We start from the raw sequence: 17,151 nt of genomic DNA, 5'->3' as shown, positions 1-17,151 counted from the left end.
ACCGGCATGCTTGCGCCTGCGAAATGCTTTGGTGCGCCACTACTGGCCGTCACAGGCCCGCTGCGTGCCGTTGCCGATTGGCTGTGACAGCGCATGTCCGGAGTCCGGGAAGGGATCTAGCCGGCCGAGGCCCACCGGACCGGACGCGGTCTCAAAGTTGCCGCCGCCCTGCGCCAGGAAGCAGAAATTCTCGAAGGGTACCGATACCGGGAATCCCCGCACGCCGAAGCGCGTCGGCTCCGGGTAGATGTATTCGTTGACCGGCGCGGTGTAGAGGCCAGAGGTCAGCCCGGTCGCCAGCTTGGCGTTCGGGCTGCCGACCACGCGCACCAGCACATCGCGCCGTACCGCGCGCGCATCGTCCTTCGCCGGCCAAGTGTTGCGGAAGCGGCCGAGCTGCGGCCCGTTCGACGGCGGCAGCCCCGCCGGCCCGGTGAAGGAGGTCCCAACCTCGTTCCGCCCGCTGTCCACCAGCCGCACCTCCACATTGCGCGACGGGTCAGTGGTGAAGCCGACGATGCGGAACCGCGTCGTCTCCTCCTGCGGGATGCCGGAGAATGACTCGCCCTTGGTGCCCTGGATCGCCTCCTCGACGAAGAGATAGACCGGCTCGGTCCCGGGCGAGGTGTAAATGCCGAGCTCGGCCTCCAGCCCATGTGCGGCAATGAGAAAGCCGCCTGCTGGATCGGCCTGCAGCATGCCGACATAGGTGACGTAGTCGCCGATCGCGAGCGGCACCGGGCGTTCCGGGTCGCAGGCATGTGCCGGCGCATCCGGCGAGGCGGCTGGGGCGAGCCCGCCCGGCTGCCCCGATGCGGCGCGGCTGCAGGTGAAGCGCAGGACCCCGGCCGGCCGATTGCCGGCCGGGCATTGCGCTGAGGCGCCGGGACGCGGGATGCAGACGGGGAAGCCGGTGCGCGCATGCACGGGCGAATTGTCCGGGTCCAGGGCGAAGCGCTCGTCGAGCGGGATGCCGGCCTTAGCCCCCGCGCCATTCGCTACGCCATAAATCCCCGTCGGGTCGTTCAGCCGCACGCGGGCGCCCGTCGCGCCGCCTTTGGCGCCGATGCGCAGCTCGCCGGTGGCCGGGTCGATCGCCTGGACGAAGCCGGCGCCGATATGCAGCGCCCCCTGGCTGATCCGCACCACCCCGGCGATGTACTGCCCACCCGCGATGTTGCCGATCACCTCGGCCTCGAAGGGCACCCGCGGCGGCGTCGGGTCGGCCAGGGCCAGGCCGCTCCTTGGCTGCACGACGCCACCTTGCGGCCCGCGGAACAGGTCCTGGGGGGGTCATGTAGCGGCCGGGCATGGTCACCAGGAGGTTGCGTGGCAGCAGCACCGGGATGCCCCGCAGCGTCAGCGTCGCGGCACCGACCGGATCGGCCGGCGATGCCAGGGTGAAGTCCTCGATATGGCCGGTCAGGGCGAAGGAGGGTGTTTGCGCGCCTGCGGCCCCGGCACCGCCGAGGGCAAATAGGGCGGCGAGGCCGAAGCCCTGCCAGGGCACGATGCCAGTCCCAAAGCGCATGGTGTCAGCCTCCCCGATCGCTGCTGGCGGCGCGGCGCGCGCCGGTGATCTCGATGGCGTCGGCATCCCAGCCATGCCGCCGGTGCTGCCCGAATCGCAGGGGGGCGCCCGGCAGAGGCTCGTAGCCCCAGGCGGATGCGCGCTGCTCCGGCAGGGAGCCCTCGTGCAGCACGGCGCCGGCGCGGGCCAGCCACTCCGTCGCCAGTCGTGCCGCCGCCCGGCCGAGTTGCCGCCAGGGGTCGGGGCGCTGCCCGCCCTCGCCCGGCTCCAGCAACGCCGCCGGGAAGGGCAGCACGAGCTGTGCCTGCCAGCCTTCCGGCAGGCGACCACCAAGCGCAGCGAGGCCGGCGAGCCCGAGGCCGAGGCAGCCTGGGGCACCGGCCTCGCGCAGCGCCGCCACCAGCGAGGGCGCATCCGCGAACCAGCGTAGCCCCGCATCCTCACCCGGTGGCGCTTCGGCGATGCGCAGCGCCAGCCGCCGTCCGGGTGGGCCGCAGCGCGTCATTGCCTGGGCCAGGGTGGCCTGCTGCTCGGCCAGCGGCGGCAGCAGGTCGGCGGTCCAGGGCCCGGCCTCCCGTGCCTCCCCCCGCACCGCAAGGCCGCCAATGTGCGGGACCCGTGCGGCCGCGAGCATGACCTCTGCCACACCCTCCTTTGGCCAGAGCCCGCCCACCACCGCGTGCACCGGCTGTGCGAGGAGTTGCCGCACCGCCGCCTCGGCCCCGAGCGCGACGCCATCCGCCTCGACAAGCCGGATGCGCCTGCCATGTACGCCGCCCTCCGCTGACACCGCGTCGAACACCTCGCGCAGCCCCGCCAGCACGGCCCGGCCGCTGCCGGTCGCCGGCCCGGAGAGGGGCAGGACCGTGCCCATGGTAACGGTATCGGCGGTGACGCCCGACGGCAGGTCCGCTGCCGTGCCGGCGCGGCGCAGATACTCCATCAGCGCTTCCAGCTCCGCACCGGTCAGCCGATAATGCGGCATGACGGGGTCGAGCGGCCGGCCGCCGCGCCCGATGCCAGCAAGGATCGCCTGGTCCACCGCTTCCGCCGAGGCATAGGGCGGTTGCTCCCCCCTGTGGGCGCATCAGCTTCGCCCAGGTGATCGGCGGGGCTGCGACCCCGCCCTCTCGCCGTCCCTGCGCCAGCGGACCATGGCAGCCGGCGCAGGCGGCGTATTCTGGGGGCAGACGGCGGGCGGTGGCCTCCCGTCCAGCGGCGAAGGGGGTGAAGCCGTGATAGAGCGCCCTGCCATCCGGCGGCTCCGCAGCGGCGGCGTGCGGCAGCAGCAACAGCGCCGCGAGTGCCGCCGCCCGCCTCACTGCGAGGGCTCCAGCAGCAGGGCGGCGAGCCTCTCCGGCGGCTCGAAGGCGCTAACCCGGCGCCACACCCGGCTGCTGGTCCGGCCGATCCAGAAGAAGGCGAGATGGCTGTCCGGGCCACCGCCCGGCACCTCAAAGGCGGACCAGACCCGGGCGAGCGCCGCTGGCTCGCCGCCCAGCATCAGCCAGCCCCGCTCCAGTCCCAGCGCGATGCCGAACCGTTCGGCATAGCCCCGCATTGCTTCCGGCGTGTCGCCGGTCGGATCGAGCGAGATGGAGAGCAGCAGTGGCCCTGCCTCGGTGTCCAGTGCGGAGCGCCGGGCAAGTTCGCCCCGCAGTTCATCCAGCGCCGCGGTTTGCGGCGGGCAGATCGAGGTACAGCCGGTAAAGAAGAAGCTCACCAGCACCGTCCGGCGACGGCCGAGTTCAGCCAGCGGCCAGCGCCGGCCGGACTGGTCCACCAGCGCCACGGGCGGGAGCCGCATCCCGCGCGGCCCATTTTCCTGCGCCTGTAGTCCGCCAGGCAGCAGGCCGGCGGCGGTGGCAAGCAGGCAGAGCCGGCGCGGAATCATGGCGCCGCCTCCAGCCGGAGCGACCCGAGCCTGCCTTCGGCGAAGCTGAGGTTGCGGGAGGCGCTGGCGGCCAGCAGCTCGTATTGCGCGGGCGCGGGCAGTCGGAGCCGCGCCTCGTATTCCCCTGGCGCCACCTCCTCCAGCCGCAGCCGCGCCTGCCAGCCGCTACGCCGGTCGAAGGCCAGCAGCACCAGGTCTCGCACGCCGGCCAGATCGGCGGCGCCTTCCGCCTGGTGCAGCCGCACCCGGATGAGCCGTTGCAGCGGCGCCTCCGATGTCGCCGTCACCAGCTCCGGCCGCAGTCGCGGCTCCGGCGGCGCCACGCCCGGGACCGGCGCCAGCCGCAGGGTGGCACAGAGGGCGAAGCGCGGCGCCGCGCCGCTGAGCACCAGTTCATGCGCGCCGCCCTGGGCGTGGCGCACCGGGCTGCGGTAGCGGCCCGGCGCCACCTCGCGCAGGGAGAGGTCAAGCAGGGCAAGCCCGAGTGCGGCGCGGCGGTAGTTCGAGTAGCTGCCGATCGGCGCCATCATGCCCTCGCCATACTGGTAGAGCATGCCGTCCACCGCATTGGCCGCAAGCAGCCCATTGCCCGCTGGCGTCGCAACTGTGCGGGCGGGGCCGGCGAAGCGGGGTTCGGCGCCGGGATCGGGCCGGCCCAGCATTACCTCCACCGGCTGCACCCGACCCTGCCGCAGATCCTCCAGCAGCCAGAGGCTGGCCTGCCCCTCCCGCGCGCTGACCGCATAGGCGAAGCGATCGGTCAGTAGGATCTCATCTGCCCCCGGGGCGGCTTCGAGCCGTGGTCCTATCTCGCCCGAAGCGAGATCGAGGACGCTCGCTCGCCCCTCGCCGAGCGCGAGGGCTCGCCGGCCGCCGTCAAAGAGAGCGAGTGCCCGCACGGCATGGCCGAGTTCGCGCTGGCGTTCTGGCGGCGTGCCGGGCTCTGCCTCAGGATCGATCCAGGCAATCCCCCCCCGCCTCCGTCGCGACGATCAGCCGTCGTGCCAGCGCGCTGTAGCGGGCCAGGTGCGGCCGCCCCGCGACCTTCCAGCGCCGGGCCACACCCTCGCTCTCCCGCAGCGCTACGCCGCCATCCGCCTCCAGCGTGACCACGCCGCGCAACCGGTCCTCCGCATCCGCGAAGAGGCCGAGCGGCGCCGCGCCAGGGAGGACTCGCAGCCCCTCCTCCGGTCGGTCCGGGTCCAGCCTGCCAAGGCCGGCCACTCCTGGTAGGCCGAGCCACAGCAGCCGCTCTTCCACATCCCAGGCAAGGCTTGGGGTGCCCTCGCTCTCCGGCAACTCGATGGCGCGGGTGATGCGGCGGGCATGCAGGTCCACCGCCACCAGCCGCGCCGGCCCCGTCAGCACCACCCAGGCTTCCAACCGGTCCGGCAGGGGCAGCCAGGCCGAGGGCCTGCCGCCAAGCTCAATAATCGATTCGAGCTTGGCGTTGTTCAGCCCGACAAAGGGGTTGATGACCGCCAGCGTGCCATCCGTGTTCAGCGTCAGCAACCGGTAAGCGTTAAGGTCTATATCGGCGCGCCGGCCGATCCCTTGGCTAGCCAGTGCCTTCACCTTGTCGCCGCAGGCGATCTCGGCCTCGGGCAGGGCGGCGCGGCGCCGCTGCAACCAGGCGGCGAGGCGGCCGCGGTCGTAGCGCAGCGGCGCACTGGTTGCCGCATCCGTTGTCTCCACCTCCAGCATGCCAAGGCCGGCGGCCTCGCCGGAAAGGTAGCGCCAGGCAATGCGCACGCCACCTTGCTCTGCCATGCCGCCCTGCGCGGCCTCCTCGCCTGCCGCCGGTAGGGCCATGGCCAAGCTAAGGGCGAGGAGCAGCCGGTGCATGCGGTGCGCTCAGGTTATGCCGTGCAGCGGGCAGACCGCGATGCTGTCGAAGCGCCGGCCCCGCCCGGTGGAAATGGTGAGCCGCGCCTCCCGGATGCTGGCTCCCCCCTCCGCCTTGGCGCCGATGAAGGGCGCCGTTGCCGTCCCGCCGATGACCACGGTCCCCAGCCGGCCGTGGGTGGTGAGCGGCGGCTCCCAATCGGCGGCACCATCGCACTTCACCCAGAGCACGGCATCGAAATCCCCGCCAGTCGCACGCAGCCCGGCACCCGCGACGCGGGTGCCGACGGCCTTGACCGGCGTGGAGAACACCAAGTGAATCGGCGCGGTGTTCGGCGAGGGTTGCGCCTCGGAATCGACCGCCGCGACCAGGAGCCCGTCGCCCTCGCAGAGGTCGCAGTCGAAATCAACCTGCGAGCAGAGGCGGATCCTGGCGGAAGGTCCGTTCGGATTCACCGTTACCGTCGTCTGCGGCAGGACATAGGCGACTCCGTCCACCCTTCGGTCCGATGCTAGGGGATGCTGGCGCAGCGGGCGCATGTCGGTCACGGCGCCCTGCCGGGCCAGCACGGTGCCGAGCAGGGCATCCGGGTCCTCCGCCCAGTCGAGCCACCAGCCACCGGCGAAATCGGCGGGGCTGGCCAATTGCGTGATGCCGGCCATCAGCGTGCCTCCTGCCCTTGCCGCCGCGCCGGTGGCTCCACCCGCAGCAAGCCCCAGAGACCGTTGTCGAAGACGAAGCTCGCTTGGCTGCGGATCAGGTAGTCCATCGGCACCCGTGCCGCGCCCCCGGCATCGAGTTGCAGCGAGATGCCCATCATCGGCGCGAAGGCGTTGAACACGCCCTGATGTAGGCCGGTGCGGCGCCCGGCATCGAAGACACGGGAATCCGCCGACCAGGGGAAGGGATTCCAGCCATGGCCGCTGACCGCCAGCCCCTGCTGCCGCGTATGGCCGCCGGGATGAACGAAGTGCAGTCGCACCACCTCCCCTGCGCGCGCCGTCAGCACCGGTGTCTCCGGGTCGCAGGGCGTTGGTGCGCGCAACGACGGGTCAATGCCGGCAGCGCAGCCGCCATCCTGCAGCCGGGCGGAGGACAGCACCCGGCTGTAGTCCATCTCGTTCCGTTCGGGGAATCCGACGCTCGGGTCGTTGCCGCGGCGCGCCCAGAGGGGCTCCGTGCGGTAGTTGAGGGCCTTCAGCCCATAATCATCTGGCTCCTCAGCGCCGAAGAGGTTGCCGACCGGCAGGCCGCCGCGGGTGGCGTTCACCCCGTCCTGCACCATCAGCACGTGGTCCACGTAGCGCCGCCCACCAGGCGCGCAGATCTCTGCGCTGACACCGCCCGGCCAGGCCGAACCGTCCGGCCGCCGCCGCGCGGCGCCGAAGCGGTCGTCCGGGCAGACCTCCGACCGCTCTGGCCCGATCACCAGCGCGCCGCCAAGGCCGTGCATCGGATGCTTGATGGGATCTCCGAAGGAACGCAGCGGCAGACCGCCGAATTCCACCGGCGCATGGCCGCGCTCCAAATCCGTAGCGCTCCACCAGAAGCGCGTCTGGCAATTCTCGCCATCCTGCCGCCGGCAGGGCAGCAGCAGCGAGCCCTGACCCCAGGCGGCCGGCCCCGCGTCGCGGTCAATGACGGCGCCGTTCAGCCCGATATTGGAGCCGTCGGCCCAGAGCGGGTGCTGCGCGACACGCGGTGCCGAGAGACCGACCGAACTCGACATGCGGAACTGGTTCAGGTTGAAGCCATCCGTAATCATCGGCAGGAAGTTGTGGTAGGCGCCTGCCTCCGGCACCTCGGCGGGCTTGCCGTCCTCGCCCGTCGTCGGCCCGTCCTCGAGCGTGAGCGGCAGGTGGTTGCGCAGCGTCACCTCCAGGCACTCGCCCGCAGCGGCGCGCAGCACCAGCGGCTCCAGCGGGCGTCCCTCGGCGAAGTCGTGGCGGAGGGATTGCAGCACCTCGGCATTGCTGCGCCGTGCCGGATCGCCGCAGCCGCGCGCCAGGTTGTCGGCCATGCAGTGCCGCGGCGCGCCATTCTGCACGTAGATCACGGAGCGCTCGTCGCGGATGCCGAAGCGGCGGCTGTATTCCAGCCCGCTCGGCGCCGGGCCCCCGCAATCGCCGAAGAGGTCGCAGACCCGAACGGCGCTGACGTCGAAGGCGCGGTAGGGCACTGCGGCACCGGGCCGCGCTGGGCTGCAGACCGCAAGCTTCTTGTCGCCGGTCTCCGGCCGTGGTGGCGGCGGGTTGCCGAGCGTCGCCAGGAACTCCTGTGGTGCAAGGCGCGCCTCGCCGGCGCTGGCCGAGCTGGGCAGTGGCTGGGGCGCCGGTGAGGTCTCCGGTCGCGAGAAGCTGCGCATGACACCCCACAGTCCATCCCAGAGCTGGTCCACCGAGGAGCCGAAATAAAGATAGTCAACATGCGGGGCGTCGAGCGGGTTGACGATGACGTCGAACTCGAAATGCTCGGAGATGCCGATGGATTGGGCGTTCACGAAGCCCGGGCCCGACTGCCCGGGCGGCCGCGCGGCGCTGCGGCCAAGACCGGGCACCCGCGGCCATTTCACCCCGTTCATGGTGAAAACGTGCTGCGCCTCCTGCGCGCCCTGGATCAGCCGGATCTGCACCGGGTCACCTTCATAAGCCGGCAGGATCGGCGTCGCCGGGTCGCCAAAGACGCGCCAGGGCTCCCGCCGCTCGATCCTTGGGTCGCAGCGTTCTGCCTTCCTGTCATCCTGGTCGCCGTCCCAGGCGGGCAGTAGGGAGGCCGGATAGAGGGCACAGTTGAAATCGCGCCGCCACTGCTCGACCTGGCTGAGCAGGATGTCGAGCCGCGCCTCATGCGGCGTGCCGCGCAGTAGTTCGCGCGTCGCTGCGGTCACTGTCGCCGGCTGCCGGTGGCCCGCCAGCCACTCGTCGCGCCCGGCATGGACGCGCGTGCTGAAGGCATTGGCCATGTCGCCGAGGCAATCCGCATCCCCCGGCCGGCAGGGGCTCGCCCGGTCGGCGCGCTGGCGCGCCTGGCGATAGTCGAAGCCGCCCCGTGCCCGGTCCTCGCTCGCCTCGGCAATGCGCAATGGCAGCGGCTCGTGCCGATAGTTCACGAGCTGGCTGCCGGGATCCTCCGAGGAGATGCCGAGCGGTCGCGCCGGCGTCTCGGCCACGTGGCGCCGGCCAAAACGGATGCTGCTGGCATCGCGCAGCATCGAATCCCCGCGCGGCTCCGGATTGATTGGCTCCAGCGCCGTGTTGTAGGCGATGCCGAAATCGGCGATGGCAATGGCGAATTCCCGCCGTGTGTCGTCGCTTGCCTGGTCTGGGGGGGCAGCCGGCGGGGCCTGGACGGTTGCGCCCGACATCGGGCTGCAGCGGGTTGGAATCGCCATCGCCGATGCAGGCTGGCGCGATGATGTTGGCGATCGTCGCCGTCGGGCCGCCATCGCCGCGCAGCCGCAGCGGCTCGCGCGGCTCTAGCCGGCGGAGCAGATGGCCTTGCTCGCGCCGCAGCGCCGGCATGGTGGGGCGTGCAAGGTTCGAGCCACCGAGTAGCCTGGCCTCCACCGCCGAGCCTGGGGTCGCGAGCCCCGCCACCTCCGCCGGCGTCAGCGTCTCGCCCGGTTTTAGCCAGAGCGAGTTCGCCGGCTCGATCACCAGCCCGGCATAGAGGCCGTGCTGCTGGTGTGAACTGGGGCCCAAATGGTCATGGGTGAAGACGGTGCGCAGCGTGTTGTCGCGGCCGCTGAGGCGGTTGAGGATCGGGTCGGCCCACCAGCGCTGGGTGGTTCGCTGCGCGCCGCAGAGCGGGTGCTCCGTGTTCAGCCGCTCGGCATAGGCCTCGTCGGGCTCGGTCAGCTCCTGCGCCGGGCAGAGTCCACGCCGCAACAGGCGGCCATGCACCGGGTGGCTCACATCGCCGCCCGCGGCTTCCCAGATACTGCCGCCAGGGCGGAACAGCGGATGCGCCTGCGGTGCCAACCGCGGCTCTGGGCTGTTGGTGGCATTGAGGGTGCGGTTATAGGCGAAGATCCGCTCCCGCACCTCATCTGGCGAGAAGGTCGCGTCCTCGTAGTTCCAGCCATTGCTGGAGCCATCGGAGGAGGTGACGTCGAACTTCACCAGATGGATGTGCTGACCGATCGTGTCGGTCGGCGTGTAGATCTGGAAGTCGTCCACATTCAGTGCGCTGGGCATGAAGTTGGACGACAGGAACTGGATGCACTCGCCGGAGTTGGCGCGGAAGAAGAGCGGCTCCGGCAGTCGGGTGCGGGTCGCCGGATCAATGATGTCCTTGATGTCGTCCTCAAGGATGAGGATCCGTCCCTGCGGGTCGAACCAGCCGTGGCGGTTGTAGGTCAGCTCCGTTTGGATGAAGGCGCCGCGGTAATGGCGGACCGGCGTACCTTCCGGGCAGGGATTAGCGAAGGGGGCGCCAGGCGCGCGCGGCAAGGCGTTCACCTGGAACAGGCCCTTCTCCCCGCGGGGCCGCTGGATGGGGATGGTCGCCGCGGTGTCGGTGCGGTAGGCGAAGCGCGGCTGCCACCAGCCCGGGTTCGGCGGCGTCGGCACCGGCACCGGCACCGGCTCGAAGCCGGGGGCCCGCAGCCTGCCCTCGTGGAATTCCATGGCAGTGCGTTCCGCCGGCTCGCCGCTGTGGCGCAGCGGGCGGATAGTCAGCGTCTCCCATTCACTGGCCAGCGCCGAGAGCGCCCCAGGGTCCTGCCGCCGGACGCGCGCGGCGATGACCTGCGCGGCCTCGCCGCCGCGCCGGGCCGCGCGCTCCAGCACCTCCGGCGTGTTGCGGAGGAGCGTGCCATGCTCCACCACATGCCGCGGCAGGCCGCCATTAACGATGGCCTCGGTCGGCGGCTCGGTCTCGGGGTCGGTCCAGTTCGCCGAGGCGAGCACATCCATGTCCAGCACCGGCTGGGGCGGCCGGTGGCCGGGGTTGCCGGGGATGTAGAACGGATAGCCGCGGAATCGGAGGTCGGCAGCGGTGCGAGCGCGGTGCCCGGGATCGGCACGATGGCCGGCGTGGCGATCCCGTCCGCCACCTCGCCGTCCGGCAGGCTGCGGCCGCGCGGATCATTACTGGGGCCCGGCGGCCTTGTGGGGTCGAACAGGCCCCGGCGGCCATCCTCAAAAGTGTCGTGCACCCGCCACAGCTCCCACATGCCCTGGGCGAAATGCGGGTAAAGGTGACAGTGAAAGATGCTGTCGCCGACGGTGAGGTTGCGATTGCCGCCGCCACCGAATTCAATGCCGTAACTGAAGGTAGCGCCAGGCGAGATGGTCTGAGAGTCGAGATAGACGGAGTTGGGGTCCTCCGCATCCATGACCCACTGGTGCGCATGCAGGTGGAAGACATGCGTCTCCTTCGGCCCCGCATGTAAGTTGCGGAACCGGACCGGGTCGCCAAGATAGGAGTGGTGGACATTGGCGGGGTCGTCCGGGTAGCGCGCTCCGACCGGACGCTCGCCCTCGTAGTCCAGGATCAGCGCCGGGTCGCCATTGGCCCAGGAGCTCAGGAAGAACTCCTCGGCGCGGCATTCCGGGCAGTTGCGGGCGACGCCGGTGTTGCGCATGGCCGGCGTGGACATCACCAGCGAGCCCATGCTCGCCACGCCATAATTGATGCCCATGCCATCGCGGATGAGGGAGAGCGGGTTGTTCTCATCCTCAAGCTCGGCGAAAGCCTGCGCCGCATGCACCTCGTCATGCATGATGACGGTGAATTCGCGGAAGGATCGGCCGCAGGAGCTGCCGAACATCGCATCGCGGCAAGCCGCCGGTTCGCCGCGGCCCGGCGGTTCGGGCGCCACCACCACGGCATTAAGGTCGCTGTGCACAATGCGGTTTTCGCTGTCGAGCATGGCGAGGATCGGCACCGGGCGACCGCCGATGCTCCGCTCCTTCCCATAATCCAGCGCGGCATAGGGGTGGCGGCCATTCAAGGCCGGCCGCGCCACAGCCTGCAACTCCGCCTCGGTGACCTGCGAGCGGTACCAGACGGAGCCGGCCGGCTCGACGGTCACTGCGGCGAAGAGGCCAAGGCCGATCTGGCCGCCATCGCCCTCCCCGCCCACCGGAGCGGCGGTGGAATAGGCGAAATAGGTGCCCTCCTTGGTCGCACGCCAGCGGGTGACGGCGCGCTGGCCTGGCTTCGCCAGGGAGCCGAGATCAAAATCGGCGCGCACCGCCGCCGCCGTCTGCGGGTTGAAGGCGATGCCCTGCCGGCCGGGCAGGCCGACATTCGCGCCATCCCCGCCGCAGATCGCATCCACGGGGCATTGCGCCGGCGGGATCGGCACGAGATCGAGCCCGGTGATGTGGAAGGAGGCGGCGCGGGTGCGTGGGGCATCAAGGCTGACCGGGCTGGGATTCACCTGCCCCGGGCGCGGCGGCGCGCCGGCATGGCTTGCAGCATGCGCCGGCAGCCGGCCCCCATCCTCCTGTGGGATGCCGCCCTCCTCCTCCCAATCGGGCGAGAGGAGGTTCTCGAACTGCACCTCGAGGCAATCGCCTTCGTTGGCACGTAGGACGAGGGGGCGCGGCCGCTTGTCCGGCCGCAGCTTCACATTGCCGGGGCGGAGCGGCCCGCTACCCTCGCGCGGCACGACATCATGCCGCAGGGCATAGAGCATGCCGGCGGGCACGAAGGCGCCGAACCGGTTCAGGATATAGGCCTGCTCCAGCGCCACCACATCGGCGGTGACGATCCGCTGACAGGCAGCGTCCGGCTGCGGCGCTGTGGAGGGTCTCTCGCGTGGCGCGGTCTGCGCCTGGTCGGCGGCGAGCAGAGCAACAGCGAGAACGGCAAGCCCGCCGAGGTATTGGCCGGCCCGGGCGGCGCATATGGTCTTGCCCAGAGTTCGCATTGCAAACCCCCACAAATTCCCTGCGCCCACGGATTGGTAAGCTGCGCTTCAGCTAGGTTGGAAAGAGCCGAATACGCACCAATTCCGCTCCATCTTGAACGCCTAGATGGAAGCATCGCCGAATTCCGTATACGAAGTGAGAGAATGTTTAATCGATCACGAATTTCTTATTTATCCGCAGCGCCCTAAATCTTCTGTCTCGGTACACTGCCCGCTAGTGCGCCTCAGGGCCAGGCGGGCAGAGGCGGCCGCATATAGGCCCATTACGGAAGCACTACAGCCGGGGTTCAAGCTGGCTGCGACGCGCCACAGCCTTCCTGGGGCATCCGCCCCTGTCCCTGGACAGAGGGGAGATGTCCGCCCCTCCACGAATCTCGCGGGGTTTTTTGGCCCACTCTCGCCGGGTAATGGCTGGTCGGACATATAGCTCAGCATGTTTCAGCGCCCCTGTCCTATCCTGGGACGCCGGCCCCGAGCGGATGCCGAGGGGGTGTCCGCCACCGGCGAAGGGTGCCACCTGCCCGGCGCGGCGGCACCAGGAGGGGCATGCTCCATGACCAGGCCTCGCCCACATCCGCCCCGTGCCGCATGGGCGGCGCTCGCCTTCGCGGCCGGGTTGCTGCCCGCCGCCCTCGCGGGTGCGGAGACCTTGCAACCACCGCCCGTGTTCGCCAGCAGCAACGGGCTTCTCGACCTGATCATCGTCGCCGCGCCGCGGCAGACGGTGCTCGGCACCAGGCAGGTCCAGGCCTGGACCTACCAGGTCTGCCCCCGTCCCGCCGGCGGCGGCGACGCCTGCCCACCCGACGCCGCGGCACCCTATGGGGGCGTGCGGCTGCAATTGCAGCCCGGCGACAAGCTGCGCATCCGCCTGGTCAACAGGCTGCCGGCGCTGCAGAACTGCGACCAGGCCAAGCACGCCGTGGTGAACGACCTCGGGCTGCCGCTGCTGAGCAACCCGACCAACCTGCACACCCATGGGCTGATCGTGGAGCCGCGCCGCGCCACGCCGGCGCTGCCGAGCTTCGGCGACTACGTGTTCGTGCTGGTGCAGAATCCGTATCAGGCGCCGCCGCCGCCTGCCACTCTTCCCCCGGACACCTGCGGCGCCGTCCAAAGCCCCAACCTGTCGCCGGTCGGCGGCACGCATCCGGCCGGGCACGGCGACATCCACGACATCGCCCAGGGCGCGGTCGAGTACGAGATTGACCTGCCCGACAACCACCCGGCCGGCCTGTTCTGGTTCCACCCGCACGGGCACGGCCTGGCGCTGAACCAGGTCACGGCCGGGCTCGCCGGCACCATCACTGTAGGCGCGGTGGGCCGCTATCTCTGCGACGACCCCGATTGCACCGGCTTCAGCGGGCGGATCCGCAGGGAATACCTGATGCTGAAGGATAGCGAGGTCGAGGGTGACGGCACCTTGCTGACGCAGCAGGACCCGGGATTCTGCGCCGCCGAGCCCGCCGCGGGAAACAGGCCGTGGCAGGGCTCCTGCCCTGGCGTCCCCGGCCATGACGGCGGCGCCTGGTTCCACACGGTCAACGGGCAAGCCTACCCGGAAATCCATGTGCCGCCCGCCGGCAGCATCTGGCGCATCACCAATGCCGGTGCCAGCCGCACCTACCACCTCCAGCTCGTCGCGCCCGGCAGCGGCACCCCGATGCTGGTGCAGGTGCTCTCCATGGACGGCATCGCCTTCGACATCCCGCGGGGTACGCACTTCGAGGCGCTGCAGGGGATGCTCGGCCACAAGATCGACCTCGCGCGCTGCCCGGACGCGGGCCCGACCGTCTCGCCGCAGGGCGGCCACCGCCCGCTGCGGGGCGAGCCGGTCTGCGCCACCGGCCTGCACATGATGCCGAGCGCGCGTGCCGAGATCTGGGTGGCGCGGCGCGACCCGGCGCAGGGCCACCACCTCGCCCTGGCAGGCGCCGGCCCCTCGCATGCGGTGTTCCGCACCACCAAGGTGCAGACCGGGGAGACAGAGCAGCTTGGCGACAATTGGCCGGCCGTGGACCTCGCCAGCGTCACCTTCACGCCGGCACCGGCCCTCCCGGCGCCGCCCGTGCCCTTCCTCGGTGTGCGCGGCGAGGCCATGGCAATGCTCGATCCGCAGGGCGTCTTCGGCACGGCGCGGCTGCGGGTGCCCGGCGCCGAGCGGCCGGTGGAGGTCGCGCAGGCGCAGCAACTCGCGGCACAGGCGGCCGCGGCGCCGCTCCCGGCATTGCCGCCCGGCCTGCGCCTCGCGCCTGGCGGCATCAGCCCCGAAGTGAAGCTCGGCCACCCGGCACCCGGCGTGGATTGCCACCGCCTGCCGCCCGGGCATCGCCGCCGCATCTTCTTCGGCAAGGTAAAACCCGGCATCGACAGCCAGAACAAGCCGCAGCCCGGCGATGACAGCTTCGGCCTTGGCTATGAGGAGGTGGACGCGCAGGGCAACCCCGTCGGCCCGACGCAACCCATCACCTCCTTCCGGGCGGACGACATCACGGTCTGCGTGCCGGTGCCGGTGCTGCATCCGCCCGGGGCTCCGCCGGTCGAGGAGGAGTGGGAACTGGTGAACCTCACCGCCGAAGACCACAACTTCCACATCCACCAGACGCGCTTCCGGTTGCTGCGGGGCGGTGCCGGCCTGCCGCCGGTGCCGGGCAGCATCCAGGGCAGCGCCGTGCTGCAGGACAATGTGCCGGTGCCGCATGGCCGGATGCGGCAGGGCTCGCCGCAGCGGGCGCCGGGCTGCGACGGCACCATCGCCGCCTGGCGCCCGGCGGGCGGCGGCCAGGGACGCTGCGACTCACCGCCGGTGGTGGTGCGGATCCCGTTCAGCCAGATCGGCGACTTCGTGTACCACTGCCACATCCTGGAGCATGAGGACGGGGGCATGATGGCGCGCATCCGGGTGCAGCCGGTGCTGCTGCAGCCGCACTGACCCCGCCTTGACCGCGGCGGCGGCGGCTCGACACTACCGGGACCCCCGCCGTCGCGGCTTCTCCCCCGAACCGCGCGCCGGAGGGAGGAGCGGGGCCCCCGCCATAGAACGGGCCTCGACTTTGGCCAATCTGCGAAAGGAAGCCTGCAAAATCAGTGGCTTAGCTCACCTGGTTCGTAACAGGGGCAAATTCCCGGGCGGCTCAGGCTGGGGCGTCGGCCTGGCGGACGAGATCCGGCAGCGGCGGGATCGGCTCGGCGCCGGGGACGCGCAAGCGGTCGCCGAGGTAGCGGTAGAAGGAGACGCCGAGCTTGCGGCAGGTCTTCATCAGGCCGAGCAGGACGTCGCGGGCGGTGCGTCTCGCCTCGCTCATGGTGCCGCCGGAGATCTTGCGCTTGGTGACGCAGGCGCGGATGTCGTTCTCCGAGCCGTTGGTGTGCAGCGGGATCTCGGGCCGCTCGAGGACCCGCAGCAGTTCGGCCTTGCGGCGGTGCAGGCGCGCCAGCAGCCGGTCCAGCACGACATGGCCGGTACAGCGGGTGAAGATCCGGTCGAACCGCGCCCGCAGCGCCGCCGCCCGTCTGGGGCAGGGCTCGCGCCGCCAGGCCTTCAGGTCGGCGTAGAACCACCAGATCAGGGTTCGGGTGAGCTCAATGGCGCGGCGTTGCTCGTCGGTGGTGGGCACCAGCTTGTGCACCAGGCGCTCGGCATGGACCCAGCAGAGCGCGTGGTCACCGAGGCGGAACTGGCCGGCATCGTCGGAGACGATCACCGTCCCGGGCAGCAGGCCATGCGTCTTGATCGTGCCCCAGAGCGCTCCCTCTGTGGCAATCCGCACCGGGTCGGGGGTGACCGCCAGGCGGTCGATGCCGAGCACCGCGAGGTGCGCCGTCCAGGCGGCTTCGTCGGCGAAGACCTTCGCCGGGTGGCTCGCCAGCAGATTGACCACCGGCCCAGCCAGGGCGCGTCCGCGCATGTAGTCGAGCGCCGCCTCGCTGATCACGTATCCGCCGTGCCCGGCACGGAGCGTCGAGAGGAACGCCTCGCGCGATTTCGAGGTGCCGGTGCGGAAGGCGGTGAACCGGTCGTCGCCGATCTGCGTCGTGAAGCCGTCCTGCCGGGCGTGCCGCGCCGCGGTGTCGTCCACCGTCACCCAGCCTGCCGTGGCCAGGCCGGCGCGCAGCACCTCCCGGTCCTCGACGATGAGGTCGTCGAGCCGCGCGGTCAGCAGCCGCACCACCTGGCGCTTGGAGATCTCGATGCCGACCCCGGCCAGCAGCGCCGTCAGCCGCTCCGTTGTCACCTGGCCCTGGGCGTGCGCCACCAGCAGAAAGCGCCGCAGCCCGGGCCCGAAGCCGCCGACGATCCCCTCAGGCAGCGCCGCCAGCACCGTCTCGCCCGAGGGCGCCAGCCAGCGCTCGCGGCGATAGCGCACCACCTCGGCCGTGAGGCGCAACTCGCGCACCAGAATGTCCTGGTAGCCCTTGAAGCGCGACCCAGCTGGGGGCTCGGCCTTCACCACCACCTCAGCGGTGACTGCCTCCCGGTCGCGCTTGGCACCCCGCCGGCGCCGTGACCGCTTGCCGCCTGGGCCCGTCCCGCTGCCGCCGCCGGTCGCCTGCTCCATCCCGGAAGGCCGCGACGGCGGCCGCGGCGGAAGCCCCTTCAGCCGGGCTACCTCGTCGCGCAAGGCTTGGCTCTCAACCTTCAGGCTCGCCATCGCCGCCTGCTGCGCCTCGCTGACGGCCCTCAACCGTGCGACCTCCGACGCCAGCGCACCGACGAGGTCCCGCAGTTCAGCGAGCGAGAGGGTCTCCAGCAAGGCGGCATCCGGCGGCGACATGCACAGCGTGAATCACGCCGCCGCTCCCAGCGCAACCACCACGCCCAGGAATCTGCCCCGGTTACTCGTCTGACCCTGTATGCCGTTGATAGATCTGCATAAACAACATACTGCTCGGCTTCATCGACAGCCTCCCGGCTACATTACAGGGCAGGGCCAAGTGAGCCCAACCTTCGCATTCCACTCGCGGTGGCCTTTTGGGCCGGACAGGCTGATAGCGTGGAA

The 17,151-nt window shown here is 71.0% G+C and carries 10 protein-coding genes; 1 reads left to right on the top strand and 9 read right to left on the bottom strand.

Annotated elements, in window-relative coordinates:
- Window positions 1–39: 39 nt before the first annotated feature.
- From KSF81_RS05410 to KSF81_RS05375, 8 genes are all read right to left on the bottom strand, one after another.
- The gene (locus tag KSF81_RS05410) at window positions 40–1,254 is read right to left on the bottom strand and encodes a hypothetical protein (protein WP_217378109.1); all 1,215 of its coding nucleotides are present in this window, start codon (window positions 1,252–1,254) and stop codon (window positions 40–42) included.
- 281 nt (window positions 1,255–1,535) lie between these two features.
- Window positions 1,536–2,573 carry an ABC transporter substrate-binding protein gene (locus KSF81_RS05405; protein ID WP_217378108.1) on the bottom strand — a complete coding sequence of 346 codons (1,038 nt, stop codon included), beginning with the start codon at window positions 2,571–2,573 and terminating at the stop codon, window positions 1,536–1,538.
- 276 nt (window positions 2,574–2,849) lie between these two features.
- Window positions 2,850–3,338: an SCO family protein gene (locus KSF81_RS05400; RefSeq protein ID WP_217378107.1), complete on the bottom strand. Its 489-nt coding sequence runs from the start codon at window positions 3,336–3,338 to the stop codon at window positions 2,850–2,852.
- 83 nt (window positions 3,339–3,421) lie between these two features.
- Window positions 3,422–4,324 (bottom strand): hypothetical protein, encoded by a 903-nt coding sequence (locus KSF81_RS05395; protein ID WP_217378106.1) that lies wholly within the window; start codon window positions 4,322–4,324, stop codon window positions 3,422–3,424.
- A 49-nt stretch (window positions 4,325–4,373) separates the two neighbouring features.
- Complete coding sequence (locus tag KSF81_RS05390) at window positions 4,374–5,270, bottom strand: hypothetical protein (RefSeq protein WP_217378105.1); 897 nt, start codon at window positions 5,268–5,270, stop codon at window positions 4,374–4,376.
- Between the two features lie 9 nt (window positions 5,271–5,279).
- Window positions 5,280–5,933, bottom strand: a complete 654-nt coding sequence (locus tag KSF81_RS05385) for a hypothetical protein (protein WP_217378104.1) — start codon at window positions 5,931–5,933, stop codon at window positions 5,280–5,282.
- Window positions 5,933–8,380 carry a hypothetical protein gene (locus KSF81_RS05380; RefSeq protein ID WP_217378103.1) on the bottom strand — a complete coding sequence of 816 codons (2,448 nt, stop codon included), beginning with the start codon at window positions 8,378–8,380 and terminating at the stop codon, window positions 5,933–5,935. Before KSF81_RS05380 ends, KSF81_RS05385 begins: the two co-directional genes overlap by 1 nt.
- Before the next feature lie 1,566 nt (window positions 8,381–9,946).
- Window positions 9,947–12,151 (bottom strand): hypothetical protein, encoded by a 2,205-nt coding sequence (locus KSF81_RS05375; RefSeq protein ID WP_217378102.1) that lies wholly within the window; start codon window positions 12,149–12,151, stop codon window positions 9,947–9,949.
- 553 nt (window positions 12,152–12,704) lie between these two features.
- On the opposite strand from KSF81_RS05375, the gene KSF81_RS05370 reads away from it, so the two are divergent.
- Window positions 12,705–15,083: a multicopper oxidase domain-containing protein gene (locus tag KSF81_RS05370; protein WP_217378101.1), complete on the top strand. Its 2,379-nt coding sequence runs from the start codon at window positions 12,705–12,707 to the stop codon at window positions 15,081–15,083.
- Between the two features lie 202 nt (window positions 15,084–15,285).
- On the opposite strand, the gene KSF81_RS05365 is transcribed toward KSF81_RS05370, so the two are convergent.
- Window positions 15,286–16,926 carry a transposase gene (locus KSF81_RS05365; RefSeq protein ID WP_254453372.1) on the bottom strand — a complete coding sequence of 547 codons (1,641 nt, stop codon included), beginning with the start codon at window positions 16,924–16,926 and terminating at the stop codon, window positions 15,286–15,288.
- Between the last annotated feature and the right edge of the window lie 225 nt (window positions 16,927–17,151).

It is taken from the genome of Siccirubricoccus sp. G192, assembly GCF_019084075.1.
Classification (GTDB): Bacteria; Pseudomonadota; Alphaproteobacteria; order Acetobacterales; family Acetobacteraceae; genus G192.
Note: the sequence above shows the minus strand (reverse complement) of the source record. Positions and strands in the feature narration are given on the sequence as shown.